The sequence below is a fragment of the Treponema lecithinolyticum ATCC 700332 genome (assembly GCA_000468055.1).
Lineage (GTDB): Bacteria > Spirochaetota > Spirochaetia > Treponematales > Treponemataceae > Treponema_C > Treponema_C lecithinolyticum.
On record KI260552.1, the window covers coordinates 90,904 to 116,961 of the forward strand.

At 41.3% G+C, this 26,058-nt stretch carries 20 protein-coding genes; 2 read left to right on the forward strand and 18 right to left on the reverse strand.

Going from position 1 to position 26,058, the window contains the following annotated elements; genetic code table 11:
* Position 1: 1 nt before the first annotated feature.
* The 7 genes from HMPREF9193_RS00450 to HMPREF9193_RS00480 form a co-directional block, all read right to left on the reverse strand.
* Complete coding sequence (locus HMPREF9193_RS00450) at positions 2 to 1,537, reverse strand: extracellular solute-binding protein (RefSeq protein WP_021686058.1); 1,536 nt, start codon at positions 1,535 to 1,537, stop codon at positions 2 to 4.
* A gap of 91 nt (positions 1,538 to 1,628) precedes the next feature.
* Positions 1,629 to 2,504, reverse strand: a complete 876-nt coding sequence (locus HMPREF9193_RS00455) for a carbohydrate ABC transporter permease (RefSeq protein WP_021686059.1) — start codon at positions 2,502 to 2,504, stop codon at positions 1,629 to 1,631.
* Positions 2,504 to 3,451: an ABC transporter permease gene (locus HMPREF9193_RS00460; protein ID WP_021686060.1), complete on the reverse strand. Its 948-nt coding sequence runs from the start codon at positions 3,449 to 3,451 to the stop codon at positions 2,504 to 2,506. Before HMPREF9193_RS00460 ends, HMPREF9193_RS00455 begins: the two co-directional genes overlap by 1 nt.
* Positions 3,448 to 4,746, reverse strand: a complete 1,299-nt coding sequence (locus tag HMPREF9193_RS00465; RefSeq protein WP_021686061.1) for an AGE family epimerase/isomerase — start codon at positions 4,744 to 4,746, stop codon at positions 3,448 to 3,450. The genes HMPREF9193_RS00460 and HMPREF9193_RS00465 overlap by 4 nt, the downstream gene beginning before the upstream one ends.
* 2 nt (positions 4,747 to 4,748) lie before the next feature.
* Positions 4,749 to 5,615: a carbohydrate ABC transporter permease gene (locus HMPREF9193_RS00470; protein WP_021686062.1), complete on the reverse strand. Its 867-nt coding sequence runs from the start codon at positions 5,613 to 5,615 to the stop codon at positions 4,749 to 4,751.
* A gap of 21 nt (positions 5,616 to 5,636) precedes the next feature.
* Positions 5,637 to 6,536, reverse strand: a complete 900-nt coding sequence (locus HMPREF9193_RS00475; protein WP_040847152.1) for a carbohydrate ABC transporter permease — start codon at positions 6,534 to 6,536, stop codon at positions 5,637 to 5,639.
* 5 nt (positions 6,537 to 6,541) lie between these two features.
* The gene (locus HMPREF9193_RS00480; protein WP_021686064.1) at positions 6,542 to 7,819 is read right to left on the reverse strand and encodes an ABC transporter substrate-binding protein; all 1,278 of its coding nucleotides are present in this window, start codon (positions 7,817 to 7,819) and stop codon (positions 6,542 to 6,544) included.
* A gap of 177 nt (positions 7,820 to 7,996) precedes the next feature.
* Here HMPREF9193_RS00480 and HMPREF9193_RS00485 point away from each other — a divergent pair, with 177 nt between their 5' ends.
* Positions 7,997 to 9,169, forward strand: coding sequence for an ROK family protein (locus HMPREF9193_RS00485; protein ID WP_021686065.1), 1,173 nt, complete (start codon positions 7,997 to 7,999; stop codon positions 9,167 to 9,169).
* Between the two features lie 22 nt (positions 9,170 to 9,191).
* On the opposite strand, the gene HMPREF9193_RS00490 is transcribed toward HMPREF9193_RS00485, so the two are convergent.
* Positions 9,192 to 10,178, reverse strand: a complete 987-nt coding sequence (locus HMPREF9193_RS00490) for a helix-turn-helix transcriptional regulator (protein WP_021686066.1) — start codon at positions 10,176 to 10,178, stop codon at positions 9,192 to 9,194.
* A gap of 373 nt (positions 10,179 to 10,551) precedes the next feature.
* Here HMPREF9193_RS00490 and HMPREF9193_RS00495 point away from each other — a divergent pair, with 373 nt between their 5' ends.
* Entirely contained in the window at positions 10,552 to 11,787 is a 1,236-nt protein-coding gene (locus HMPREF9193_RS00495; RefSeq protein WP_021686067.1) for a PDDEXK-like family protein, read from the forward strand.
* Between the two features lie 111 nt (positions 11,788 to 11,898).
* Here the strand turns inward: HMPREF9193_RS00495 and HMPREF9193_RS00500 are convergent, their stop codons facing one another.
* From HMPREF9193_RS00500 to HMPREF9193_RS00545, 10 genes are all read right to left on the reverse strand, one after another.
* On the reverse strand, positions 11,899 to 14,223 hold the full coding sequence (locus HMPREF9193_RS00500; RefSeq protein ID WP_021686069.1) for an AAA family ATPase: 2,325 nt from the start codon (positions 14,221 to 14,223) through the stop codon (positions 11,899 to 11,901).
* Positions 14,224 to 14,390: 167 nt separating this feature from the next.
* The gene (locus HMPREF9193_RS00505; protein WP_021686070.1) at positions 14,391 to 15,575 is read right to left on the reverse strand and encodes a MalY/PatB family protein; all 1,185 of its coding nucleotides are present in this window, start codon (positions 15,573 to 15,575) and stop codon (positions 14,391 to 14,393) included.
* Between the two features lie 51 nt (positions 15,576 to 15,626).
* Complete coding sequence (gene truB, locus HMPREF9193_RS10630; protein ID WP_021686071.1) at positions 15,627 to 16,754, reverse strand: tRNA pseudouridine(55) synthase TruB; 1,128 nt, start codon at positions 16,752 to 16,754, stop codon at positions 15,627 to 15,629.
* Positions 16,754 to 17,119: a 30S ribosome-binding factor RbfA gene (gene rbfA, locus HMPREF9193_RS00515; protein ID WP_021686072.1), complete on the reverse strand. Its 366-nt coding sequence runs from the start codon at positions 17,117 to 17,119 to the stop codon at positions 16,754 to 16,756. Before rbfA ends, truB begins: the two co-directional genes overlap by 1 nt.
* Positions 17,120 to 17,137: 18 nt before the next feature.
* Positions 17,138 to 19,810 (reverse strand): translation initiation factor IF-2, encoded by a 2,673-nt coding sequence (infB, locus tag HMPREF9193_RS00520; protein ID WP_021686073.1) that lies wholly within the window; start codon positions 19,808 to 19,810, stop codon positions 17,138 to 17,140.
* Positions 19,811 to 19,816: 6 nt separating this feature from the next.
* The gene (gene nusA / locus HMPREF9193_RS00525; protein ID WP_021686074.1) at positions 19,817 to 21,343 is read right to left on the reverse strand and encodes a transcription termination factor NusA; all 1,527 of its coding nucleotides are present in this window, start codon (positions 21,341 to 21,343) and stop codon (positions 19,817 to 19,819) included.
* A gap of 2 nt (positions 21,344 to 21,345) precedes the next feature.
* Entirely contained in the window at positions 21,346 to 21,837 is a 492-nt protein-coding gene (locus HMPREF9193_RS00530; RefSeq protein WP_021686075.1) for a ribosome assembly cofactor RimP, read from the reverse strand.
* Between the two features lie 136 nt (positions 21,838 to 21,973).
* Entirely contained in the window at positions 21,974 to 22,765 is a 792-nt protein-coding gene (locus HMPREF9193_RS00535; RefSeq protein ID WP_040847122.1) for a phosphoribosyltransferase family protein, read from the reverse strand.
* A gap of 6 nt (positions 22,766 to 22,771) precedes the next feature.
* The gene (gene mutS, locus HMPREF9193_RS00540; protein WP_021686077.1) at positions 22,772 to 25,513 is read right to left on the reverse strand and encodes a DNA mismatch repair protein MutS; all 2,742 of its coding nucleotides are present in this window, start codon (positions 25,511 to 25,513) and stop codon (positions 22,772 to 22,774) included.
* A 9-nt stretch (positions 25,514 to 25,522) separates the two neighbouring features.
* The gene (locus HMPREF9193_RS00545) at positions 25,523 to 26,056 is read right to left on the reverse strand and encodes an OmpH/Skp family outer membrane protein (protein WP_021686078.1); all 534 of its coding nucleotides are present in this window, start codon (positions 26,054 to 26,056) and stop codon (positions 25,523 to 25,525) included.
* Positions 26,057 to 26,058: the final 2 nt, after the last annotated feature.

Below are 26,058 nucleotides of genomic sequence, written 5' to 3' on the forward strand. Positions count from 1 at the left end.
TTTATTTATTGTTTTTATATATATCGTTGAGCGCTTTAAGCAATTCGTCTCCGCCCTGAGAACGCCATTTTTCGCTCAGTTTTTTTACGCCCTCTTCCACCGATACTCTGTTTTGAATCATATCGGAAAACGCTTGTATGTAAATATCGTTTAAAACGCCGCTTTTTTCGATTTCAATGGGCGGTATCGTTTTTATTAAATTGGGGCGCTGCGCTTTGGTAGCAAGCGCGACCGTTTCCAGTGCACGCGGCGCATTCGGATCGGTTGCCGGAAGGTATGAACTTTCAAGCGGCCAAAAGAAACTGCCCCATGCAAGCGCATGCGCCCAACCGTTCGGCGAAAAAGAATCTTTTGCGCGTTCTTCTTCGTTGAAGACGATTTTACCGTTTTCTTTTGTGTAGTGAACGCCTTCTATACCCAAGCGCAACAGGTCGGTACCCTCTTTTGAAATCATAAAATTAATAAAAGCGGCGGCTTTTTCCGGATTTTTGCACGAACTGGTAACGCAGGTAAAAAAGCCAGTTTTTCCCTGTCTGCTTAAGCCGAAATCGCCGTTCGGTCCTGCAGGCGGCAATGCATAGCAAAGAGAAGCGTCCGCATGTATTTGACGCAAATTGTTTTCGTGGCGCGTAATGTGGCGGAACAAGGGAAGCAGCGCGGCGCCCGCCCTACCCTGATACAGTTTTTCTTCCGCCTTGGGTTGCTGGTTAAGCATTATTTCGTTGTCGACTACGCCGCTTTGGTACAAATCGCAAATATACTGCATACCGGGTATAAATGAAGCGTCTTCAAACCACGGAATAATATTGCCGTTTGCATCGAGCGCATAATCGGCATATTTTTGACCGTACGCAAAAAACACCCAATCGAACGGCGTAGTGCCTGCAACCGAATCGGGGCGGGCTGCCGTAAAGCCGACCGTATCGTTTTTGCCGTTGCCGTCCGGATCGTTTTTTGTAAACGCGGTGAGCACGGCTTTCATTTCATCCAAAGTGCGCGGATAACTCATATTCAATTTATCAAGCCAATCCTGCCTCATAAGAATAAGCCGGTTTGCCGCTTCATACTGGGTAATAAACGGAACACCGTAAAATTTTCCGCCGATAGCCGACCACGAATAAATATCCTCGTCCCAATGTTTTATATCGGGATTGGCGGCAAAATAGTCGTTTAAGGGTATAACCAAGCCCTTGTCTATCCACTGTTGAGTTGCCGAAGTTCCGTATGCTCCGGTTACGATGTCGGGCATATCGCCGGACGCCATAATGACGTTTACTTTTTCCGTGTTGTTTTCGGGAACCACTTGCACGGAAAGTTTTATGCCCAATTTTTTGTTGATTGTCTCAACAATCCGGTCGTCGCTTTTTATAACCTTTGCCGCGGCATCTCCGGTTGTAAGCCATTTGATTTGCACATCAGTGCCTTTTTTGCCCCCGGAAGAGCCGCCGCAGCCTACAAAGGCAAGCGAAAGAACGCACACCAGCGCTGCCGCGCACAACGAGCATGCAGCTGTTTTTACCGATTTTTTTTGTATCATAGTTTTCCTCCTACAAAATAAAAATATGGGAACCGCTAAAAATTTCCACCTTAGCGGTTTTCCTTAAATCAGACTTGCAATGTTTATCCGTTCATCCTTTTACCGCTCCGAGCAGCATTCCCTTGGTAAAGTATTTTTGAAAAAACGGAAAAATAAGCATAATGGGTAAAATCGCCGCTATAACGGCAGACATTTTCATCGGCTGACCGAGCAAAAACAAACTTTCGGCCCCGCTCGAATATGCCGCATCGCTTTCAAAAAGCATTGAGCGCAAAAACAATTGCAGCGGCCATTTAAACCGGTCATTCAAATACATGATGGCGTTAAAAAAATCGTTCCAATGGTCGACCGAATAAAACAAAGCAATCGTAAGCACACCGGGCAAAGATACGGGCAACATAATTTTGAATAATACCCCAACTTCAGTACATCCGTCAATTACGGCGGACTCTTCAAGCTCTTTGGGGATGCCGAAAAAAAAGTTGCGCATTATTATCATATACGACGTAGTGATTGCCGTCGGCAATATAAGCGCCCACAGCGAATTGATAAGGTGCACTTCTTTTACGATAATATACGTCGGAATAATTCCGCCGCTGAACATCATCGTAAACACGGCTAAAAAGGTAAGCACTCGGTGCCCTTTTAGATTTTTTTTGGAAAGCACGTAAGCGGTCATTACCGTAATAATAACGTTTACAAAGGTACCCACAACCGTTATAAACAGCGAATTCGCATACGAAAGCCATAAATCTTTATTGCCGAACATATACGCATAGCCTGCAAAAGACCATCCGCTTGGCCATATATGAACACTGGTGCCCAAATAGCCTTTTAAGGAACTGAACGAAACGATAAGCGTATCCCAAAACGGGTATATGCAGCTTGCTGCCAAAACAATTAAAAAAACAACATTGACGACATCAAAAAGGTAACTTGCAAAAGATTGTTTGATTTTTGAAGCCATCAGTATACCCCTTCTTCACCTGCCATACGGGCAAGCCGGTTTGCAATAACAATGAGCGCAAAGTTTATAAGCGATTTGAATAAACCGACTGCAGCGGAAAACTCGAATTTTCCTTCCTGCAAACCGATTCGGTATACATAGGTATCTATAATATCCGCCGTACCGTATACTCCCGGATGATACAGCACAAACACTTGTTCAAAGCCCGCCTGCATTATGTTGCCTATGCGGATAATAAACATAACGGTGATAATGGGCATAATCCCCGGAAGCGTTATGTGAATAAGCTGACGGAAGCGCCCCGCGCCGTCTACCTTTGCCGCTTCATATAATTGAGAATCTATTCCCGTAAGGGCGGCAAAATAAATTATAGTATTGTAGCCGAATGTTTTCCAAATCATAGAAACAACCATTGTCGGCACAAAGTATTTTTCATCGCTCAAAAAGGCTATCGGCTTTGCACCGAACAATTTAAGCAAACTGTTTACCGCCCCGTTTTCCACCGACAACAAATTAACCATAATGCCGCCGAGCACTACCCACGAAATAAAGTTGGGTATGTAAATTGCCGTTTGAATACTGCTGCGCAAACGGCTGTTTTTAATTTCATTCAATAAAAGCGCAATGATTATGGGAAAAGGAAACCCGAATAAAAGCCGCGTAAAACTGATCGACAGCGTATTCCAAAAAACATTGTAGAATTTATCGAGGGCAAACAGCTGTTTAAAATGCGTTAAACCGACCCAAGGACTGCCCATAATACCCTTAAGCGGGTTAAAATCTTTAAATGCCATAACCGCGCCATACATAGGTCCGTAACAAAACACCGCATAGTACACTATGCCCGGTATAAGCATTGCATACAGATATTTATGTTTCCAAAAATACGCCGGCAAGGATGATTTTCTCTTATCGACCGCAAGCGTTTTATCGGTATTTGCAATCATACAAATGAAGACTCCTTTTCTTTTAAAAATAAACAAATGGAATACAAGCTTCGCGGAATGTGGAATGCCGCCTTTTGTAGACCGCCCTTATTGTCAATACGTACGGAGCCGTCTGCATGCAATACGGAGTACCATTCATTATAGTCTTTATCCCAAAAATGTTCCAAACAATAGCGCCACAGTCGTTCAAATTCATCGGCAAGTTTTTGATCGCTTTGTACGCACATATAGGCTGCAAGCGCGCACAAAGCTTCGGCATGTGTCCACCATACTTTTTCGTTCCACTGCAAGTTGCGCTCTTTATTCCAATCCTGCAAAGACGGTATACGTGATCGTGTATCGAGCATATATACGACACCGCCGTATTGCCTGTCTCTCGCAAGTTCCCATACCGTATAGAGCATGTTTACGGCTTCCCGATAATATGCATCCAGTTTTAGACGCTGTACTTCCTTTAAAATAAACCATAAAGATTCAAAATTATGCCCCGGATTTAAAATACAGCCGCTATCCTCTTCTAAAATACAGCCGTCCGCGTATTTATATTCCAAAAAATAATGCGCATCGGGTGCTTTTATAATGCAAAAAAGTTTATCCAAACAAAAACGTATGTACGGATCAGTACGCTTATAACCTATAATACCGGATGCTTCCGATAAAGCATTCATACAAATCATATATATACCGTGATGTACAATGCCTTTACGATATACGTGCGGAAAAATATCTTGAAAATTTTCATCACTCATATTGTGTACTAAAGCGGCAAACGTATCTTCAATTAATTCCGCTAATTCCGCCGGTGGCTGTGATATTTTGCCTACAGCTTTATTTGCATATGCCGTACCGTTTATACCCGCCGCTTTTTTTTGCACCGCTTCGGCATATGCACACAAAGCCATTAAAACAAAAGCATCCGTAAAGATAGATATACTGCCTTTTAGTACCTGAGTTCCGTCCTCACTGAGTAAATAATTCCACCTGCCTTTTCCTGCATAAGCTGCCGACGACAACAAAAAAACGCAGCCGTGTTCCGCCAAATTCAGCCATTTTTCATCATGCTCTATATCTATATATATTCTGGAAAACATCCATATTTGGCGGGCTTGCATCCACATATTTTTTTCCCGTTCGCTTTTAAGCGGCTTTCCCGTACGGTCTAAAGCTGTTGTATAGCCGCCGTTTACCGTATCACGTGTGTATTCACACCAAAAAGAAAGAACTGCATTTAACAAATGCGTGCGCACATCTTCGTAAAGCAAAGCAATACTTTTTTTGTTATTTATATCGACCATAATCAGCCTTTTACCGAACCCATAACCAAACCTTTTACAAAATCTTTTTGCAAACACCACACTAAAATTAAAACAGGAATGATAATAACCATACCGGTAGCAGTCATCGGCCCCCAATCCAACCCGCGATCAGTAATATACGCAGAGATAATCACCGGCAAGGTTTTTGCATGTTTAACCGTTAAAATAACCGCAAATAAAAATTCGTTCCACACGTTTACAAAGGTCAATATAGCCGAAGCTATGATACCGGTTTTTGCAATGGGAAAAGTTAATAAAAAAAAGCGTTGATACATATTTGCACCGTCGATAATTCCCGACTCTTCTATCGCAGCCGGTATTTCCTGGAAAAATCCCATCATAAGCCAAATTACAAGCGGCAAACTAAAACTCGTATTCATAATCATTAAAGCAAGTTTAGTATCAATTAATCCGAATTTGCGCATAGTTATGTATATGGGAATTGCCATTGCAATAGCCGGATACATTTTTTGTACTAAAAAAATAAAAGCAAAAGCATGCTTGATTTTTCCGAGTTTTCCTTTAATCAAAGAATATGCCGCCAAATTACCGAACAAAACGGTTAAAACAGTCGAACAAACGGCAATAACAGCGGAATTATACAATCCGTGTAAAACGATATCTTTAAATAGTATTGTGTAGTAATTTGCAAAGGTAATATGGTGCGGAAAAAAAACGGGAGGGCTTGCCAAATATTCGGCTTCCGATTTTATCGAATTTCCGGCAAGCCAATACAACGGAAACGAAATCAGTAAAATTAATAAAACGGTAACGATACGGCGGACATTTTTTCCTAAAAAATTTTCAAATATTTCATCCGAATTCAGCAGTTTTTTATTTTTTTTCATAGTTTTTTCTCCGGTTTGCCGTCAGTCTTTTTTTGCACGGCGCAACAAAAGAAATACAAGCGCAAGGCAAGCCATAGCAAGCAAAAAACTTATTGCAAGGGCTGCAGCATATCCTGCATTAAAATACCGTAATCCCTGTGTATAAATATAATTAGGCAGCATTTCGGTTGCACGTCCGGGACCTCCGCTCGTCATTACATATACCACGTCAAATACTTTAAAAGCATCTATTGTGCGAATCATCAATACAAGAATGAAAATTTTATACAGTTGCGGAAGAACTATAAAAATAAAATTTTGCCATTTGGTAACACCATCTACTATGGCAGCTTCAATGGTATCGTAAGGAATTGCTTTTATGCCGGAAATCAATAGCAGCGCTACCCACGGCATCATCCGCCATACATCCACAAAGATAATCGACAGCATTGCAAGCTTTGCATTCCCGAGCCAATTTACGGGCGGTAAAGAAAGCAACGTTAAACCGTAGTTTATAATACCCGTACTTTTATCGAGCATCATCCGCCACAAATTACCGGATACGACCGGAGCTATAATCATGGGAATAAGCATAAACGAGCGCAAAAATCGAGGAATATGACCGTCGCCTGCAAACATCATGGCGGCAACCGTTCCCAAAACACATTCGCACAGCACCGATACAAGTGCAAATATAAACGTACTTTTTACGGTTATTCCGAAGTCGTTGTCTCTAAACATTTGCACATAGTTTTCCAAACCGACGAATTTATGTTCGTACTGTGCAATATTTAAGCGCACGCTTTTTAAGCTTAACAATATCGAATTCAACAATGGGTAGACAACCACCAATAAAACGATAATCAGCGCAGGCAGTAAAAATATCCACGATGTTATTTTATCTGCCCGCCGAGTATGTTTAGCACAAATATTCCCGTGCATGTACATTACTTCCGGTTTTTTACGGCTTGCATAATTTTTATTGCATGCTGATTTTTATATTTAGGTTTGGTTTGTTCCAAAGCACGGCTTAGATTTTTTTGATAATAGTCCATCGTTGCATTTAAATCCATCTCGCCTGCCATAAAAGCTCCTACCGCATTAGTCATTATCGTATCTTGTTCGGCACTTGCATAAATATTCCATTTGGTCAAACATATCCCCCTAAAACCGTCGCCTAAAGCCGCTAAGGGCGAATTACGTATGGCTGTCGTATCATAAAAACTTAACAAAGACGGCAAAGTTGAATATGTTCCATAACATTCTTTTTGATAATCCGCAGAAACATAATTTTTTATAAAATTAAACGCCGCTTGCGGATTTTTACAGCTTTTTGAAATACCGAAACACTGCAAACTCATTTGTTTTACACCGGATGCATCTTCGGGGAAAGGAGCCATAGCCCACTTGCCTTTAATTTTTGAAAGTTCCGCATTGTCCGCTTTTTGCGCAATTCCCAATGTAGGCCATGCTTCACAAAATACCGCATTTCCTTGTAAAAAAGCGGCATGCGCTTCATTTAATCCCCATGTGAGGCACGCAGGATCCGCATACTGCATCGTGTCTTTTAAATGCTGCATAGCTTTCCGTCCGATACTGCTGTCTACAATTACATTCCAGTTTTCATCTGCAACATCCTGCCCCATAGACCATAAGCGCACTAAAAATAATACCGCACACTGAGCTTTTGCACCGGGCAAAGAAACGCCATACATACCTTTGGAAGGATCGGTATATGAAGCGGCAATTTTTAAATATTCATCCCATGTTTTCGGCGGATTTTTAACCAAATCAGTACGATAAGCCATCATATTCGGAGTCGGCGCTACGGGTAAAGCATACAGCGTTCCGTTTATCATACAAGCATCGATCGTACTTTTGGAGAATTGCGATAAATCAATACCGGCTTCTTTAACAAACGGGGTTAAATCCATAAAATATTGAGAGCATTCTTCGAGCCAAGAAGCATTGGTCATAACCAAATCGTAACTGCCCGAACCGCCGGAAAGGTCAAGCATTATACTTTCGTGCAAAGAAGCGTAAGCAACGTCATATATATCTACCGGAGTACTTCCGTTTTCTTGTGCCAATCTTTCGGACAAAACTTTTGCCGCATTTGAATAGTTCCCCGTTTGCCCGATAAAGGATAAATTATCTTTTTTTCCGCCGGCATACAGTGCAACAGCCGCAAAAAAAATACATACAAAAACGTAGTTTTTTTTCATACCCTTCACTCCTTTAATTATTAAAACGGTAATAATATACGCAATATAAAAAAATTATAGGTGCAAAATACCAATCTGTCAACAAAAAAAGCGTTTTTTTTATTATTTTAATAAAATATAGGGTAAAATAAGTATGCCAAACGAAAAAAATCTGATAATATATAAGAAGAGGATGTTATGCCGTACGCTGCTTTAAATGAAAAAGAAAAAAACATAGTACGTCACATTTTTTCTTTGCATACGACAACCCGGCAGGAATTGTGTGCCTATACGCGTTATACACTTCCCACCGTCTACCGCATAACGGACGATTTATTGCGCCGCAAAATTATTGCGGTTTCCGGCATTGCGGAAGAAACGATCAAAGGACGGCCGACCGAAAAAATCGGAATGAGCACAAAAGCCGGCAGAATATTATGTATCCATATTGAACGCACGGGCTACAGCACGGCCCTCGCCGACTTCGGCTTGCATATATTAAGCCGGCGCACGCACGCATTTACCGAAGCGGTTCCGCCTGAAAACGTTATTTTAAGTATTGCAAACGACTATAACACAATGCTTGCCGAATGCAAGGCACAAGACAAAGACGTGTTGGGAATCGGAGTTGCGATAGTCGGCCCTATCGATTATGCGCGCAAACAAATGCTGCAGCCGATACATTTTCAAGCCGGCAACTGGGCGGGCGTTCCATTTATAGATATGCTGCATAATTGTTTTAATAAACCGGTGGAATATAACTGCAATGCAAGCGCTTGTCTGCAAGGACATTATTACGGCGATTTATACGGAAAATATAAAAATCTGGCTTACATTACACTCGGTACCGGCATCGGTTCCGGGATGATTTTAAACGGTAAGCCGCACATGCACCACATTGTTTTGGACGGTTTGGCACACATGACGATAGAATTAAACGGTAAAAAATGTTATTGCGGCTCTTACGGCTGCGCCGAAACCTACGTCAATAAATACGCAATTATCGAGGACTGTCAAAAAGTATTAAAAACGGGACAGGAAAGCTGTATGCAGGAACATATCGACACTCTTACAATCGAAGACATAGCAAATGCATTGGAACAAAACGATGCGGTTGCACACGCCGTCGTACGTAATGCCGCAGCCGTTTTTTCCTGCTGCTTGGTGAATTATTTGCGCATAACCGATTTAGAGGCCGTCATTTTGGGCGGATCGCTTATAGAATCGCTGCCGTTCTTTTATGACCACATCATGAGCGCAACCGCCGCAAAAAAAATTGAAAATATAACACTGTTGCGCGGTAAAGACGAAAGCAAAAATACCCTGCGCGGTATTGCTTCGCAATTTATTTTAAATACCCTATTGCAATAACGCACAGCAATGCCCGCCCGTATTATAATATACCTGCCCGCTCTGCCATCCATCTTATTTGATTTTTCCAGTCGGCTGCAAAAACTTTAGGCTCAATCGGTAGTACATTTGCTCCTTGAGCCAAAACCCATTCCATAATGACATCATCTTGTGCGGAAGAAAAAATAATTTCGGTGCAGCCTTCTTCGTCATAGTCGATTATTTTTTGATCATCAGCCCAGATTTTGTCTTTTACATATTGACGAGCATGACCATAAAAACGAATCTTATACTTTCGAATATCGGCTGAAATAAAGGTGCCGAATTTACCTCCTCCGCATCGGGATGAAAATTCATAATCTTGAGGCAGCGTAAAATTGTCATCAGTGATGATAAGATTTTTAATTCGTGAAAGACAAAACAGTCGTTCCGCATTACGCAGCTCGCAAAATCCGAATAAAAAACATAATCCATCATCCAATAAAATCTGATACGGGCGTACACGGCGATGAGTTGTTTCGGTATTATGTCTCCCGCTATAATCAAATTCTATAATCGAATTATTTTTCATAGCAGAATAAATAGTATTCCAAATTGTTTCATCAATTATTATGGGCGAAGCTGGAGGCACGGCAATCCTGTCAATAAAATCCGTATTTCCCCTTATCTCGGAAAAGGTCATTAAATTAATAACATTGCATAGATCATCATAAATAGGAGTTCCCTTATAATTAGATAAAAGAATTTTTGCAGACGAAAGAGCTATTAAGTTTTTTGCCGAAATACTGTTAAGAGGCATATTATATTCTTGAGTATAATAATACCCTTTTTTTGCCGAGTCATATTCTATAGGAGCTAAAAACCTATCACGCAAAAATTCTATATCCCGATTTATTGTAGTAATACTGCACTCCAGTTTTTTACTTAAAAAAGTACAGTTCGGATATTTTCCGGCTTTAATTGTTCTGTGAACATAAATCAATCGCTCAAGCATTTGATGGTTGACACGCTGTCGCTTTGTTTCTTTCATATGTACAATTATAGCGTAAAAAAGAGGATTGGAGTAGATAGAAATATTTTAAGATTTTATAGTTTAAGCAGAGATTGATATATGAGCAATAAAAATGAAGATAAAATTGGTTAAAAAATCAAATCTTCGGCGCAATCTTGACATTTTACTTCTATTAAACATAATTTAAGTATGGTCGGTATATTTGGGCTTTTTCCCGATTTATCTGATTTATTTTATAGTCGATAAAACAGAAATAAACATGCTAGAATTATTGAAAAGCATTTGAACATCCGGTAAATAATATTGTCTATGAAGCAGACAAACATAAAGTTTTGTTATAAGAACTTATTGCGTAAATGCAGGTTAAGCGGATGTAAGGAGATTTTTAAGCATGAATATTGATGAAATGTTTAATTTTTGGCAAAAATGCTCATCAGATTTTGTAGATAATGAATATTCTTTTTTAAATAGTTTATTATTTAATGAATTACGGCAAGAACGGCAAAATTTTGATAAAAACAATTTTAATCTATTTTCACTTATTTCCGAAGCGTATCGTCCCGGAGAAAATGTTTATGAAAAGGAAAATCCTAACAGTGAAATATTGAAAATATTGCTTGATCCAAATACTGCAGAAATAGGAAATCCTATAATTTTAGAAAAATTCTTTGAGTTTATAGGATTAAAAGAATATAAAAAATTCTTCCCAGATTTAGGTGCAGTAAAAGTTGAAAGAGAAAGACATCGTATAGATATTTATATTCACAATGATAAAAACTCTGTTATTGTAGAAAGCAAGCTTTATGGAGCATCGAACCAAGACTTCCAACTTGCACGGTATTATCTTAAGTCAAAAGAAGATGGTTGTACTGTAAGAAAAATAGTATATCTAACATTAAAGTCTATTCAAGAATTAGATTTACAGGATCTATATAAACCGTCAAAAGAAAAAAAGTATTCACAGGAGGAACAGAAAAAATACTATACATTGATTCCTGAGATAACACCTATTATCACATATATATCAGCAAAAAATGACAATGATAAGGAAAAAAGTCTTTCCGATTTTTTTGATAGGTGTTCTGAGGAAAAGGAAATTGAAAATGAACTTTTAAAAATGATTTTGAAACAGTATTCAAAACTATTAATAAGACTTGCAGGAGAAATTATGACAAGTGCGGAAAAAAAATTGATTAGTAAAATCTATGAGTCGGAAGAAAGCATAAAAAATGCTTTGGATTTTATCAGCGTATGGGAGAGAAAGGACGACGCTTTACGGGAAATATTTGCCGATAAATTTAAGCAACAACATAAAGAAGACTGGCTTTATGATAGTAATGAAGGGGTTTTCTATAAAGAAGTAAATAGATATTGTCTGTTTATATATAAATATGCACCAGAAATAGGTTTTTGGTCAGAAAAATTTAAGAAATCTGAAAGAGAAAAATTAAGGAAAGTTCTTGAAAACTTAGATATCGGCGGTTTGAATATAGACGGTGAGATAAAAGATAATGAAAATTGGGTATATATGGATTTTATTTATAATAACGAACCGATTAACTCATATTTTAAATCTCTTGATCAGGCTCTAAAAAATCTGGAGAACACTGTATTGCAATTAGATTAAATATTCAGAAAATCACCTAAATCTGGATAGCACTTGATTATTTCTTCCTCCTCTTCCAAGGCTTGCAGCAAAAACTCCGGCAATGTTTTTTTAATCCATAAATCTTTCCCCTTACTCCCCAAACCCGATTTTTCGGCTGCAAGTTTTTTCTTTTTGCATATTTGATAATTCCGTGATGATGTATTCACTGCTGATACTTTGTTTATTCATAAATCGTATTCTTCCATACAGAGAATTAAAATCTCCAGGTGTAACCGAATTATAATTCTGTAATGCTGTAATATTTTCTTGCGAAAAAATAAAGGAAGCAAAATATTTTGTAAGAAGTGTTTTTATTCCGTTTTCATTGAGTGCCTTAAATTCAGTCATAATATGAAAACGCCTTTGCATTGCAGGGTCCATAAGTTCTTTGATATTTGTCGTACAAATCAATAAACCGTTAAAATCATCCATTTGCATTAAAAACTCATTTACCATTGTACGCTCCCAGCTATTATTTGCGCCAAGACGGTTCGCAAAAAAAGAATCGGCTTCATCAAACAAAAGTATTGCATCTTCCATTAAAGCCTCTTCAAATGCTTCTTTAATGTGCCGTTCGCTTTCACCGACATATTTTCCTAAAACATCGGAAGCCTTTTTTAAGATAAGTTTTTTATCCAAGTTCTCCGCAATGTAGCGGGCAAATTCCGTTTTACCCGTTCCGCTTAAACCGTAAAAAAGCATGCGGATACCTGTTTTAATTTCCGCACTTTTAGAATACTCAACAGCATTTTTTACCATTTCAACAATCTCGTTCGGTGCAATAGATGTGTTTAAAGCTTCAAGCTCATAACTGTCTTGAAGTTTTTTTCGAATATTGGATGTACCGTATAACAACTCCGAATTTGCTTCAAGCATATTTTTTACATCAAGAATTATTTTTTCTTCATTTTCATTTACATCGCTGTTTACTGTTTTTAGCATATTTGTAATTGATGCTCCCGTTACTCTATATGAACCGCATAAGCCGACAAGCTCATTCAATAATTTTCCTTTGAAATTAATATTTTTTAACTTTGAATATGCAATAGATTGCAGCATAGTTTTAGGCATTTCGCCGAATTTAATTGAATATGTAAAACGCCTCAAGGTTGAATCATCAAGCCCGTCAGTATAATTTAAAATCCAAATAACCTTATTAACACTGTTTTCAAGCATCTTATTTACAATACCTTTTTTAGGACTCGTAAACTGCATTCCAAAAAAAGATGATTTACTCTGTAGAATATTCTCGGCTTCATCGACAACAATAATAGAATCGTTTTTTTGAATTGAAAGTAAACAATTTAAACGGTATAAAGTATTTTCTTTTTCATTATCATTATTATTTTCCATTTCATTTTTAAATATAAATAATTTTAATCTGCTCTGTGCAGCAAGAGTTTTTGCAAATTCCGTTTTCCCTGATCCGGGATTTCCGTATAAAAGAATGTTTGAAGCACAATCGCTTTTTAAAAATTGTAAGGCCAAGTTAGAATATTCTTTCTTTATAGAGTAGGTGCTTATATCAAAAAAAATTTCCGTGCTGTTTTCCTTTAAAATATTAAAGAAAAACGGATCAAGAGTTCTTGAGAAAATACACTCATTACAATCGTCCGGTACTTCTGCGTTATCATTCATTAATCCGAAAGAAACAAGTTTTTTATCGGGACGAAGAAGTGTCTTGATTTTTAAGCCGGAAATGTCAAGAAATTTTGCATATATATCCGTATAATCATCCGAGAGGCTGCACATAACCGCTTCGCGTAATTCATAAACAGCACCTGTCCTATACGCCAATAAAAGCAGTTTTGCTTCTTCCTCAGAAAGTTTGAGTGCCTCAATTAAAAAAGCTATCGGTTTTATATTTTTAATTGCTTGTGAGATATGGGAAGGCATTTTTATGTCTTTAGACTGCTTTTCGAGTATATCTAAATCTATTTGCTCGGTTTCTTTATAAAAAAATGTTAAGGCAATAATTTTTGCAAAATTTTCGTTTTTCGCAAAAATACATCGGCATAGATTTATATTTAGAATAGTATGGGTATTAAATTTTTCAAACTTTTTACTTATCATCAAATCTTCTTCAAAATTTTGTTCAAGTTCGTTTCTATAATCAAATGGGTGCAGGTAATTTTCCCTCGGATTAAATAAAGTCAGCTGTTTTTCTTGTATACTTTTTTGAATTACAGCCCGTATCACTTCTAAAGTTCTATTTTCGAGTTCAAACCTTTCTACCAAGGCATTGAATAAACAAAAAAATTTTGAACAACCCCTAAAACTGTCAAGATTTTTACATATATTATAAAAATACCCTATTATTGCATAACATTCGTTCCTTTCTAAATTCTCAATATAATATCTTATTCTCATCGCAGTTCGCCCATTGTTACTAATAATGTATTTTTTTAATCTCATCACTAACTATAGGGATTATACAACACCCTCTCTATCATTTGATGATAGAGAGGGTGTTGTTTTAAGATTTTTATAGTGTGGGATGTAAATAGCAAGTTGAAACGTCGTTACGCTTGAAGGGACCGTCCCCGACTGTATTCACGCCGGACGGAAATTCGTTTCGGAGACTATTTTTTATTGCGCCGTTTAGCAACGGCTTTTTCAAGCTGGGACAAAGCTTTTTCAAGCGTACAGCGCGGACAAGCAACATTGATTCTCATATAACCGTCTTTGGAACCGAAAGCGCGTCCGTCACTTAACCCCAAACCGGCTTCGTTAACCATAAAGTCACAAAATTCGTCAGCGGTCATACCGAGCGCGCGGCAATCGAGCCACATTAAATACGTACTTTGCGGTATATACGTTTTGATTTCAGGGATTTTCGTATCAAAATAATTTTTAACGAACGTTGCGTTGGCTTCGATGTAGTGCAAAAGCTGTTCGAGCCATTCTTCGCCTTCACGGAAAGCAGCCTCAACAGCAACAACGCTAAAACAATTATTCAGTCCGATATCGATACGTTGCCAAAAGGTATCGAATTTTTGTTTCGATGCCGCATCGGGGAAAATAATCGTCGACGCTTGCAAACCTGCAAGGTTAAAAGTTTTTGTTGCCGACGTGCAGGTAATCGTGTTCAAAGCGGCTTCACGACCTATCGAAGCGAGCGGAATATGCTTGTTTCCCCACAGCATAATGTCCGAATGGATTTCGTCGGATACGACTGGTACCTTATAGCGGCGGCACAGCGCATCGATTTTTTCCAATTCGGATCTTTTCCACACGCGACCGAGCGGATTGTGTGGGTGGCACAAAATAAACAAAGCCGGCTTTTTTTGCAACGCTTTTTCAAAAGTGTCAAAATCAATATCGATAGAGCCGCCTTCTTTTTGCATCAAAGGAACGGTAAGCGGGATGCGCTCGCAGTTTTTTGTCGCATTAAAAAACTGAGGATACACCGGCGTAAAAAATAAAACCGCATCGCCTTTGCGGGTAAATTCGCTTATAACGGCGGCCAGAGCCGGAACCACTCCCGGACAAAAAGATGCAAGAGCGGTATCGAAGATCCAGCCGTTCCGTTTTTTTTGCCAATCGCGCACCGCTTCAAAATACGAAGCCGGTCTTGACGTATAACCGTAAACACCGCTTTTTGCGCGTTTGCAAACCGCATCGATAACCGGCTGCGCGGTCGGAAAATCCATATCGGCAACCCACAGCGGAATAATATCTTTTTTACCGAATACGGATTCGGCTCCGTCATATTTAAGCGAGTCCGTATTTCTTCTGTCTACCGGTATATCAAAGTTGTACTTCATTGTATTCTCCCTTATTTTAAGTATAAAACGCCGTTATCCGCGCCTAAGCGGTTACCTATGTGCAACGACAAAACCGTATGTTAACTTTATGCCGATTTTGCCGGACGAATCCGTAGCGCACGGTGCATAAAGTTTCTGCGCAGCACAAGTTGTACTTTGAATTATACCCCCAAAAGTATCGTCAGGCAAGAAGACGGCAAAAAATATTTTATCTTGAGTATGTTTTGCAGCTTGGCATACGGCTTGCTCATAATTTTCAAAAAAATCGCTTTTTAAAGGTTTTCCGTTAAAAAAATCAAACCGGTATTTTTTACGCAGTTCAAGAATACCGAAACCGCACTGCAATGCCGTACTGCGCTCAAAATTTAATACACCGTTTAAAACGGCGCTTGTAGAACCACCGTAAGCGTTTTTTTCCGTGCGTTCCCGTTCGGTGCATTCCGGTTCGCTGTACTGCTCGTCGGCGTTTTTTTGTATACGCCGGACGCGCTCTGTAACCATATCGATGGTAAAAGGCTCAAGTTTATCCGCCCACACGGCAGCTTCCAAATCAAAACACCCTACTTTTGTCCGTTTTAATCCGATTAAATGAGCTGCCGAACCGCATGCACGGGCTATGTCACGCACCAAAGAGCGAATATACGTTCCTTTGGAAACAGAAAACAAAACGCGCGCATAGCTCACACGATTTTGCGCGCAAAGGCGTTTTTCAATGATAGTGCTGCGGTACACACTGATAGAACGCGCGGCAAGCTCCGGTTTTTGTCCCGCGCGGGCAAGGTCCGAAGCACGTTTGCCGTTTACGTGAACGGCAGAATAAGCCGGGGGCGTTTGCATAAGGTTTCCGCAAAAAGAAGCGCACGCGCGTTCAAAAGAAAGTACATCTGGTAAAGGAGCGGTTTTTACTACCGAACCGTATAAATCGAGCGTATCGGTTTCTTCGCCAAAAGCGATAAGCGCTTCATAGGTTTTATCGAACAAGGTAAAAAAAGGTACCAAACGGGTAAGACTTCCGCTCAGCACAACCAAAAGCCCTTCGGCAAATTTATCAAGCGTTCCGGTATGTCCGATTTTTTTAGTGCCGAGCGTTTTTTTAACAATGTTTAAAGAGGCAAAACTGGTTATCCCGTAAGGTTTTGCATACGGCAGTATACCGGAAACACAAAAAGGGGTTTCCATCAATGTGTGCTTTCGCTTTCGGCTTCGAGGGCGTTTAATTTGCGAACCATTTCCATTCCCTCTTTTATGCTGGTGTCGGTAATAAACTGAAGTTTGGGGAATTGGCGCAGCCGGAGTTTTTTACTCAAAGAAGTTTGAATAAAACCGGCTGCACTTTCCAAGCCTTTAACGCCTTTTTCGACGGTTTTATCCGCCAAAAAACTGGACACGTATACTTTTGCATAAGCTAAATCGGCACTGACTTCTACCCGATTTATATTCAAAAAAGCGGATACGCGCGGATCTTTTACGTGACCCGATATAATCATCGAAGCGATTTCTTCTCTGATTTGTTCTCCCAAGCGCACAAGGCGGAATTCACCCATAAAAACTTCACAGCTCCCTTAATTCGAAGTTTGTACCGGAGACGGCGAAGATGCGTCTTTATCCGCCGTTTTTTTTGCAGGAGCCTCGCTATCGCCCAATTTACGCGCAACTTCCACATATTCAAACACTTCCAATTGGTCGCCCGCTTGTATATCATGCCACTGGTCTATACCTACACCGCATTCAAAACCGGTATTTACTTCTTTTGCATCGTCTTTAAAGCGCTTAAGCGAAGAAACTTTTCCGCTGTACAGCACTATGCCGTTTCGTATAACGTTGACGCTGCTGGTCCGTTTGATAAGACCTTGTGTAACATAGGATCCGGCAATAAGACCGATTTTAGGCACTTTGAAAGTTTCGCGTACTTCCAGCATACCGATAACTTCTTCTTTTACGTTCGGTTTAAGCATACCTTCCATAGCCAGTGTTATTTCTTCAACCGCTTTGTAAATAATGTTGTACTTGCGGATATCGACCTTTTCTTGGTCTGCCAAAGATTTTGCTTTCGGCGTGGGGCGCACATTAAAACCTATAATAATGGCATTGGAATCCGCTGCGGCAAGCATAACATCGCTTTCGTTTATAGCACCTGCAGACGAATGAATAACAACCAAGCGTATATCTTTTGTAGACAGTTTTTCCAAAGACTGTTTAAGCGCTTCGGCGGAACCTTGTAAATCGGCTTTTATAATAACTTTCAGTTCCATAACTTCGCCGGCATCGATCGTATCGTACAAATTGTCCAGCGTAACTTTTTTTACGCTCTTTGCGTCTTCAAAACGTTTTAATTCTTGACGCTTTGCCGATATAGCGCGCGCCGTGCGTTCCGTGTCGGTAACTTGGAAAGGGTCTCCTGCGTTCGGCATTTCTTCCAAGCCGAGTATTTCAACCGGCATAGACGGTGTAGCTTCATCTATTTTTTGTCCCAAATCATTAAAAATAGCCCGAACGCGTCCGGAATAAATTCCTGCAACATAGGAATCTCCGGTATGCAGCACGCCGCGTTCCACGATAATAGTTGCAACAACGCCGCGTCCGTGATCGACACGCGATTCTATTACTTTACCTTCCGCACGGCACTTCCAATTCGCTTTTAATTCCAGAATTTCGGCTTGCAGCAAAATAGCGTCCAAAAGTTCATCCAAACCCTCTTTTTTAAGCGCGCTTATTTTAACAAACTGCGTTTGTCCGCCCCATTCTTCGGGAATGAGCCCCATATCGGAAAGTTGAGTCATAACACGGTCGGGATTTGCTTCGCTTTTGTCTATTTTGTTGACGGCAACAATAATCGGCACTTGCGCATCTTTTGCGTGGTTTATAGCTTCTACCGTTTGAGGCATAACACCGTCATCCGCCGCAACTACCAAAACAACGATATCGGTTACTTTTGCACCGCGAGCCCTCATCATAGTAAAAGCTTCGTGACCGGGCGTATCGAGGAAAGTAATGCGTCCCTTAGGCGTTTGCACCATGTATGCACCGATATGCTGGGTAATGCCGCCAAATTCCATATCCGCCACGTTAGCACTGCGGATAGCATCCAATGTTTTTGTTTTACCGTGGTCGACGTGCCCCATAATCGTAACAACGGGCGGACGCGGCGCCATAGCGTCTTCGGTATCTTCTTCGGTTGCAATAACCGTTTCGTCGTATAAGCTGACTACTTTTACGTCGCAATTGTATTCGGAAGCTAAAAGTGTTGCCGTATCCGAATCTATGGATTGTGTTATGGAAACCATCATTCCCATAGACATCAATTTGGCAATAATTTCAGACGCTTTTAAGTTCATTTTTTTTGCCAAATCGGAAACGGAAACGGTTTCCATAATTTCTATTTTTTCGGGAACCGCACTCGCTTTTACCACTTGCTTTTTTTTGCGGTTAAATAATTTATCTTCCAAATCTTCTTCACGGTCTTTACGTGAATAAACCGTTTTCTTTTTGGTAAATGTCTTTTTAGACGGCGTTTTTTTTGCTTCGGGAAGTACCCCCGCAGAAGCACCGGCACCGCCGAAACCGCCTTTTTGAGCAAAACCGGGACGCGGACCAAAAGCGCCCCTGCCGCCACCGGCTGTACCCGAGCGGAAAGAACCGTTTGCACCGCGCTGACCGCCTTGAGAAGAAAAAGAGCCTTGAGACGAGCGCGGGTAAAAAGAAGAACGCGAAGCACCGTCGCGACCGGCGCCCTGAGCTTGCCCTTGCATATACGGGCGGTTTTGATAGCGGCCGCCTTGTCTTCCGTCTTGCTGAAAACCGGAACGGTCGTTGCGGTTTTGATACCCTTCGCGCGCTTGCGCTCCGGTAAAATTATCCGAATACGAATTTTGGTAGCGCCCGCCGTTTTTTGCTCTTACGGCAAGGTTTCCCTGACGCACATTCGGACGAGCAGGACTTAATTCCGAAATGGATGACGGTTTTTTTACAACGCTACTATCACCTGCAGCTCGTGTTGCTGCAGGCTTTACAGGAGACGCACCTTGTGCCGGCGGCGCACTGTGTGCAACGGGTACGGCCTTTACGGAAACTTTTACGGAAGGTGCCGGAGTCGTATCCGTTTTTACGGAAACTACCTTTTTTTTAACGACAACAACCTTTTTCTTTTCCGGAGAAACGCTATCCGCAGCAACGGCGTTTTCGCTTCGTTGTTTGTTTACGCGAAATTTAGGTTTTTTCTCTAATTCATCCGCCATGTAATCCTACTCTTCGTCCTCATATTCAAAACTTAAACCGATACCGCAATTCGGACAATTTGTCATATCGGTCGTTATTTTAGCCCCGCATTCGGGACATTCATATACTTCTTCATCTTCCGTATCTTGTGCTGCAAAAGGTTCTTGCACTTCAGCACTTTCAGCATCGCCAGTTTCTTGAGCTTGTTCCGGCTGTTCATTTTCATCGCCGTCTTGAACTTGATTTGCCTCTTCTACAAATTCAACCGTTTGTTCTATAAGAGCACCGATTTTATCAATATCTTCGGAAGAAAGATCTTCAAACGCGCTCAAAGAACCTTCGTCTTTTGCAGCTATAAAATCCTGAATATCGCTTATGCCGTGAGAAGCAAGCACTTCCACGATTTTTTGATCGGCGCCGGGAAGTTCTGCAAGCGAAGCGATTTCATACACTTCATCGCTTGCGGCAAATAAATCGTGCGCCGCTTTGCGAGATTCCGCCAAAAGAGAATCAAAGTCTTCGTACTGCTCTTCGGTTTTTACGTCGATATTCCAATCGGCAAGACGGTTTGCCAAACGCACGTTAAGCCCTTGTTTGCCTATGGCAAGCGAAAATTGACTTTCCGGCACAATAGCTAAAGCTTGCCGTTTTTCTTCATCCAAAATCACCACACCGGTAACTTCTGCCGGCGAAAGCGCATTTTTTATAAAAATACGCGGATCGGGGTCGTAGCGCAATATGTCTATTTTTTCGCCTTCAAGTTCGCGTATAACCGATTGAATGCGCACACCTTTTAAGCCGACGCATGCTCCCACAGGATCGACATCTTCCCGGTGTGAAAAAACGGCGATTTTTGTACGGTAGCCGGCTTCGCGCACGATTTTAAAAATTTCAACCGTATTGTCATAAATTTCGGGAACTTCCAATTCAACAATAGAACGCACGAATTCGGGATCGGTACGCGAAAGCACCACTTGCAAACCCGCATGCGTTTTTTTAACGTCTATAATAAGCGCTTTTATGCGGTCGTTTTTATGATACACTTCACGCGGAGATTGAAACTTAACCGGCAATATACCTTCGACTTTTCCCAAATCCACATAAATATTGCCATTACGCTCTCTTTGGTAATAACCGATAATGATTTCGCCCATTTTTTCTTTGTATTCTGTCATAAGCGTATCTTTTTGAATTTCGGACAAAGATTGGCGGGCGGTTTGTTTTCCCGTTTGCACTGCAGAAAGTTCAAAGTCTTTCGGATCTATAAGAATATCAATTTCATCGCCGACTTCGCATTCGGGGCTCATTTGCAAAGCTTCTTCCAATTCGATTTCGGTAACGGGGTCGTATACGCCGTCGACAATCACTTTGCGCGAATACACGGATACATCGCTTAAATCGTCTTCGAATTCAACATAACAGTTATCGGCAGTGCCGTATGCACGTTTATAAGCCGCTTTTATGGTATTTTCGACCGTTTTTAAAACCGCTTCTTCGGTTAATCCTTTGTCTTGAATAAGCTGGTGAATTGCTTCAGCTAACTGTGACGCCATTTTCAGCCCTCCGTATCTACAAGTTTTGCTTTTGCTATATCCGTATACTGCAGCGTTTGCTTTTCGCCGGTTTTCGGATGTGTAAAAGTAATCGAGGCGGTATCCGATTTTTCGATAATGCCCGACACCCAATCTGAAACGTTTTTATCCCACAAACGCACTTCTTTTCCGACAAACAAAGCGAATTCGGCAGCATTTTTTATATTGCGGTTCATACCGGGAGAAGTTACTTCCATGTAAACCTCTTGGGAACGCAGCAGAGCTTCCAAACGAGGCAGCAACAACCGATGTACTTTTGCACAATCGTTTACGCCGATAGAACTGCGGTTTTGTACTTTCGCTTCAGCCGTACGCAAAGGAGCAATAACAGCTCGCACTTGAACTCCCGAATGTATGCGAACAATATGCAGTTCTACCAGTGCATAGCCCAAACCTTCCGTAAGCGCTTTACATTCGCTGTAATATTGCTGGCTTTCCAAAGCCGTATATTCCATATTGGTCCCCGTATATAAAAAAAGAGCCGTTTGAACGACTCCCAACTGTGAGGATATTACTTTGTTCTATATGTACTATAACACTTTGAAAAAAGACTGTCAACAGCCGGCTTATGATTCACGGTTGTCTCAGCCGTCAACAGCCGAACAATGTTACGGCGTACACGCTGCGTACCCCCGCTTGCTTTAAAAGGTGAGCGCAGGTTTCTACCGTTACACCGGTTGTTAAAATATCGTCTAGAAGCACAACTTTTTCGGGAACAAAGCTAAACCTGCATAAAACGCTGCTGATGGCGCCTATGTGACGTTGCGGTTGTGCCGGATTGTATTCTTTTTTTAGCACATAACCTGTACCGGCATGTTCCAAGCGCAGCTTGCGGTTTAATTTTTTTTGCTGATCTGAAGTAAGCCTTTTAAGCATTTTTTTTATACGCACCCCGTATAAACCGTGCAAACAGCGGCACAAATCGTCGATTTGATCCCATCCCGTTTTACGTATTTTTCCCGGACGCGGCGGAACGGGCACAACCGGAAGCCCGCTATAATATTTTTGCAGTACTTTGTACACTAAAGAAGCAAAAAAAGGGGTTAAAGAGCGGTTTCCTGCTATTTTCCACGTAAAAAGCAATTCCTTTTTCCACAATACGTAAGGATATAAAGGAAAAACACCATCGGTATGAAAAAGTGTTCGGCTGCTGCGGCACTCAAAACACAGCGTTTTTTCTGAAATCAACGGCCGTCCGCAGTACATACAGCGCTGTTCCAAAGGAACAACGGCATGCATAAGCTCACTGCGGCAAAGCGGACACAGCGGCATAGTATACGTGCGCGTAGCGCAAGAAATGCAACTTTGTCTAAAAAGCGATGCCGACAAAACTGCGGCACCGGCACTGCGCAGCGCACAGCACCATTTAAATAAAATTCCCATACTTTTTTATTTTCCGCAAAGACTTTTGTGCCAGCGGGAAAGCGCTTGTAAAGCTTCAAGCGGGGTAAGCGTATTCGGGTCGCACGAAAGAATTTCGTCTAAAACAAGCTCTTCGTCGCTGAATAAAGCGGGAATGCCGCTTGCAGATACGCTATCCGCTTTTGCACCTTTTACCGTAAGTCCCTCCGCAGGATTTTCAGGTGAGTTTCCATTTTCAATAAACTCATCATTTTCCGCCTCGTCTCCCATTGGCGTATCTGCAGCCGAATGTGCAGCGTTAGGCTTGTGCAATGCAAAAGGCGTTTTATTTTGCAAACCGTTTAAAATAATTTGTGCACGATCGATTACTTGCAGCGGGATGCCTGCAAGACGCGCAACGTGCAATCCGTATGAGTTTTCCGAAGCCCCCGCATGGATTTTTTTGGTAAACACAATGTGACCGTCGGTTTCCCTTACGTCCAAACACAAAAGCTGCAAACAGTTATGACGGATTCGGGTTAACTCATGATAATGTGTTGCAAAAAAGGTGCGGGCTTTTACCGTGTTCAATAAATATTCGGACACCGCCCACGCAATGGCAAGACCGTCTTCCGTAGAAGTGCCCCGCCCTACTTCATCCATAATAATCAAACTGTGCTCGCTTGCCGACCGTAAAATAAGCGCGGTTTCGCTCATTTCCACTAAAAACGTGGACTGTCCGCGGGCAAGGTTATCCGAAGCGCCTACACGGCAAAATATACGGTCGACTAAACCAATCTTCGCTTTTCGGGCGGGTACCCACGAACCTATGTGCGCCAAAAACACTATAAGCGCGTTTTGCCGTAAATACGTACTTTTTCCCGCCATATTCGGTCCGGTTACCACGGCAAAACAACCGTCCGACAAAGAGGTATTGTTCGGTACAAATTCGCCTTCAGGCAAATGCATTTGCACAACCGGGTGCCTACCGTCTTCTATTTCAAGCACTTTGCCGTCTGCCATATCGGGACACACCCAATTGTGCAGCAGCGCCGCTTTTGCAAAAGAAGCGATAACATCGATATAAGCAATTTCGGCTGCAACGTTTAACAAATACCGTATATGAACGGCGAGCTTGCTTCTGATTTCCAAAAACAAACGCTTTTCCGTTTCGATTATTTTTTCGCCGGCAACTGTCAATTCGGCTTCCAGCTCTTGCAGCCTTTCGGAAGTATAGCGGTCGCCGTTTACCAAAGCACGTCGTAAAATAAAATGGTCGGGAACCGCATCCAATTTACCTTTTGATACTTCCATGTAATAACCGATAATACGGTTATAACGGATTTTTAAGTTTGCAATACCGGTCCGTTTTTTTTCTTCTTCAAGATATTCGTCGAGCACTTGATTAAAATTCGTTTGCAATTGACGGTAGCGGTCGAGTTCTTCCGACCACTGGGGTTTTATAATGCCGCCTTCGGTTAAAACGGTAGACGGGTCGTCGAGGATGGCATTACCGATAAGGTTTATCATATCCGAAGCCGTATCGGTTTCAGCAACGTACAGCGCATCGGAAAAATCGCCCGGTGCAAAGGATGCAAAAATCTCTCGTAATTTAAGCCATTGATTTAAACTAAAGCGCAGCGCTTGAATATCTTTTGCGTGCGCTTTTTCCAATACAATGCGGCTTGCAAGCCGTTCCACATCCAAAATACCGGATAAAACGGAGTGTACATTATCCAATATCGGCTGATTCCGTACAAAAAGAGCGACATGTGCTTGCCGGCGGCGGATATCGTTTCCGTTGCGCAGCGGATGCATAAAAAAACTGCGTAAAAGCCGCGATCCCATAGCAGTTGCAGTATGCTGCACCGTTTCCAATAAACTATACTGTATTGTGCCGTCGTGCAAATTCGATATCAATTCCAAATTGCGCCGCGAAGAATCGTCTATAACAACAAAATCACTGTCTTTATACGGCACGAGCGAGGTAATTTGCGGCAATTTTGCGTCGGTACGCGAAACGGCTGAAGTACGTAATATGTATCCAACTAAACAGCCCGCCGCCGGCACCTCCGGAGAAGAGTCTGCTAAAGAAAACGAATGCAAATTAACGGTTCCGAATTGGTGCAAAAGCTGTTTGTATGCGGCTTCTCTGTCGAAGCGCCAATCGTCTTCCGTATTAATCGAGATAAAAGGAAAGTTTTCGAGTATTTTTGCCGTATCTTTATGTTCATACAATGAACGCGATATAATCAGTTCCCGCGGCAAAACCCGTCCCAGCTCTTTTGAAAACTCTTCTAGCGTATCGGAAAATTGCCAATGCGTTGCGTAAAAAGCGCCGGTTGAAATATCGATATAGGCAAAAGAAACTTCGCTTTTTTTCGGAGAAGCAAAACAAACGGCACTTAAAAAATTATGCGCATTTTGCTCCAAATAATCTTCTTCTACCGCAGTACCCGGCGTTATAATTTCAACAACTTTGCGTTCAGCTAAGCCTTTGCCGTTTTCGTTTAAATTCAACTGTTCGCAAACGGCGATTTTTTTTCCCAGCCGCAAAAGACGCGCAATGTATATACGCGATGCATGGTAAGGCACACCGCACATCGGGTGTCCCGCGCGGTGCGTTAAAGTTAAATTTAAAAGACGCGAAATTTCTTCGGCGTCAGAATCGAACATTTCATAAAAATCGCCCAGCCTAAAAAAGAGCACTTCACCGGCATGCTGTGCTTTGATGCTTTGGTATTGCGCCATTAACGGCGTTAACGCCGGCTGCCGCTCTTTTTCATTCATACCGCTTTTTTACCGTGAACCCAATTCGGCAATAACTTTTTCGGTAATGTCTACGGTGGGGCTGTACCACAAAATACCGTTAGCTTGCTGCAAACTCAATATCATACTGTAGCCTTCACTTTCCGCAATGCGTCCGATCGCTTTATACAACAGTTGATAAAACGAATTTGATGTAGCCAAATTTTGCCGCAGTTTTTCAAGCTCCGCATTTTTTGTACCGGTGTATGCCGATAAATAATCCGATTTTTTATTGATATCCGCTTGCACTTTTAAAGCGGCGGCTTCATTGCCGTTTTGTTCATAGTCGATTTTTTTTTGCTGCAAGTTTTTTAATTCTGCGGTTTTTTTGTCGATTTCGGCTTGAAACTCGCTTTTTTTTGCTTCGTAATTGCGCACGGCAGACGATTCTCGAAAGTATGTTGTATACACGCGCGCCGTATCCACAACGCCGAAATTGGTAATTTGCTGTGCAAAAAGTCCGAAAGCACATGCAAAAAGTACACAAATTAAAACAACCGTTTTTTTTCTATTAATAATACTCATAA

Coding starts and splice junctions, on each gene's coding strand:
- HMPREF9193_RS00450 (WP_021686058.1), bottom strand. CDS start 1,537: ATGATACAAAAAAAATCGGTAAAAACAGCTGCATGCTCGTTGTGCGCG.
- HMPREF9193_RS00455 (WP_021686059.1), bottom strand. CDS start 2,504: ATGGCTTCAAAAATCAAACAATCTTTTGCAAGTTACCTTTTTGATGTC.
- HMPREF9193_RS00460 (WP_021686060.1), bottom strand. CDS start 3,451: ATGATTGCAAATACCGATAAAACGCTTGCGGTCGATAAGAGAAAATCA.
- HMPREF9193_RS00465 (WP_021686061.1), bottom strand. CDS start 4,746: ATGGTCGATATAAATAACAAAAAAAGTATTGCTTTGCTTTACGAAGAT.
- HMPREF9193_RS00470 (WP_021686062.1), bottom strand. CDS start 5,615: ATGAAAAAAAATAAAAAACTGCTGAATTCGGATGAAATATTTGAAAAT.
- HMPREF9193_RS00475 (WP_040847152.1), bottom strand. CDS start 6,536: ATGCACGGGAATATTTGTGCTAAACATACTCGGCGGGCAGATAAAATA.
- HMPREF9193_RS00480 (WP_021686064.1), bottom strand. CDS start 7,819: ATGAAAAAAAACTACGTTTTTGTATGTATTTTTTTTGCGGCTGTTGCA.
- HMPREF9193_RS00485 (WP_021686065.1), top strand. CDS start 7,997: ATGCCGTACGCTGCTTTAAATGAAAAAGAAAAAAACATAGTACGTCAC.
- HMPREF9193_RS00490 (WP_021686066.1), bottom strand. CDS start 10,178: ATGAAAGAAACAAAGCGACAGCGTGTCAACCATCAAATGCTTGAGCGA.
- HMPREF9193_RS00495 (WP_021686067.1), top strand. CDS start 10,552: ATGAATATTGATGAAATGTTTAATTTTTGGCAAAAATGCTCATCAGAT.
- HMPREF9193_RS00500 (WP_021686069.1), bottom strand. CDS start 14,223: ATGAGATTAAAAAAATACATTATTAGTAACAATGGGCGAACTGCGATG.
- HMPREF9193_RS00505 (WP_021686070.1), bottom strand. CDS start 15,575: ATGAAGTACAACTTTGATATACCGGTAGACAGAAGAAATACGGACTCG.
- truB (WP_021686071.1), bottom strand. CDS start 16,754: ATGGAAACCCCTTTTTGTGTTTCCGGTATACTGCCGTATGCAAAACCT.
- rbfA (WP_021686072.1), bottom strand. CDS start 17,119: ATGGGTGAATTCCGCCTTGTGCGCTTGGGAGAACAAATCAGAGAAGAA.
- infB (WP_021686073.1), bottom strand. CDS start 19,810: ATGGCGGATGAATTAGAGAAAAAACCTAAATTTCGCGTAAACAAACAA.
- nusA (WP_021686074.1), bottom strand. CDS start 21,343: ATGGCGTCACAGTTAGCTGAAGCAATTCACCAGCTTATTCAAGACAAA.
- HMPREF9193_RS00530 (WP_021686075.1), bottom strand. CDS start 21,837: ATGGAATATACGGCTTTGGAAAGCCAGCAATATTACAGCGAATGTAAA.
- HMPREF9193_RS00535 (WP_040847122.1), bottom strand. CDS start 22,765: ATGGGAATTTTATTTAAATGGTGCTGTGCGCTGCGCAGTGCCGGTGCC.
- mutS (WP_021686077.1), bottom strand. CDS start 25,513: ATGAATGAAAAAGAGCGGCAGCCGGCGTTAACGCCGTTAATGGCGCAA.
- HMPREF9193_RS00545 (WP_021686078.1), bottom strand. CDS start 26,056: ATGAGTATTATTAATAGAAAAAAAACGGTTGTTTTAATTTGTGTACTT.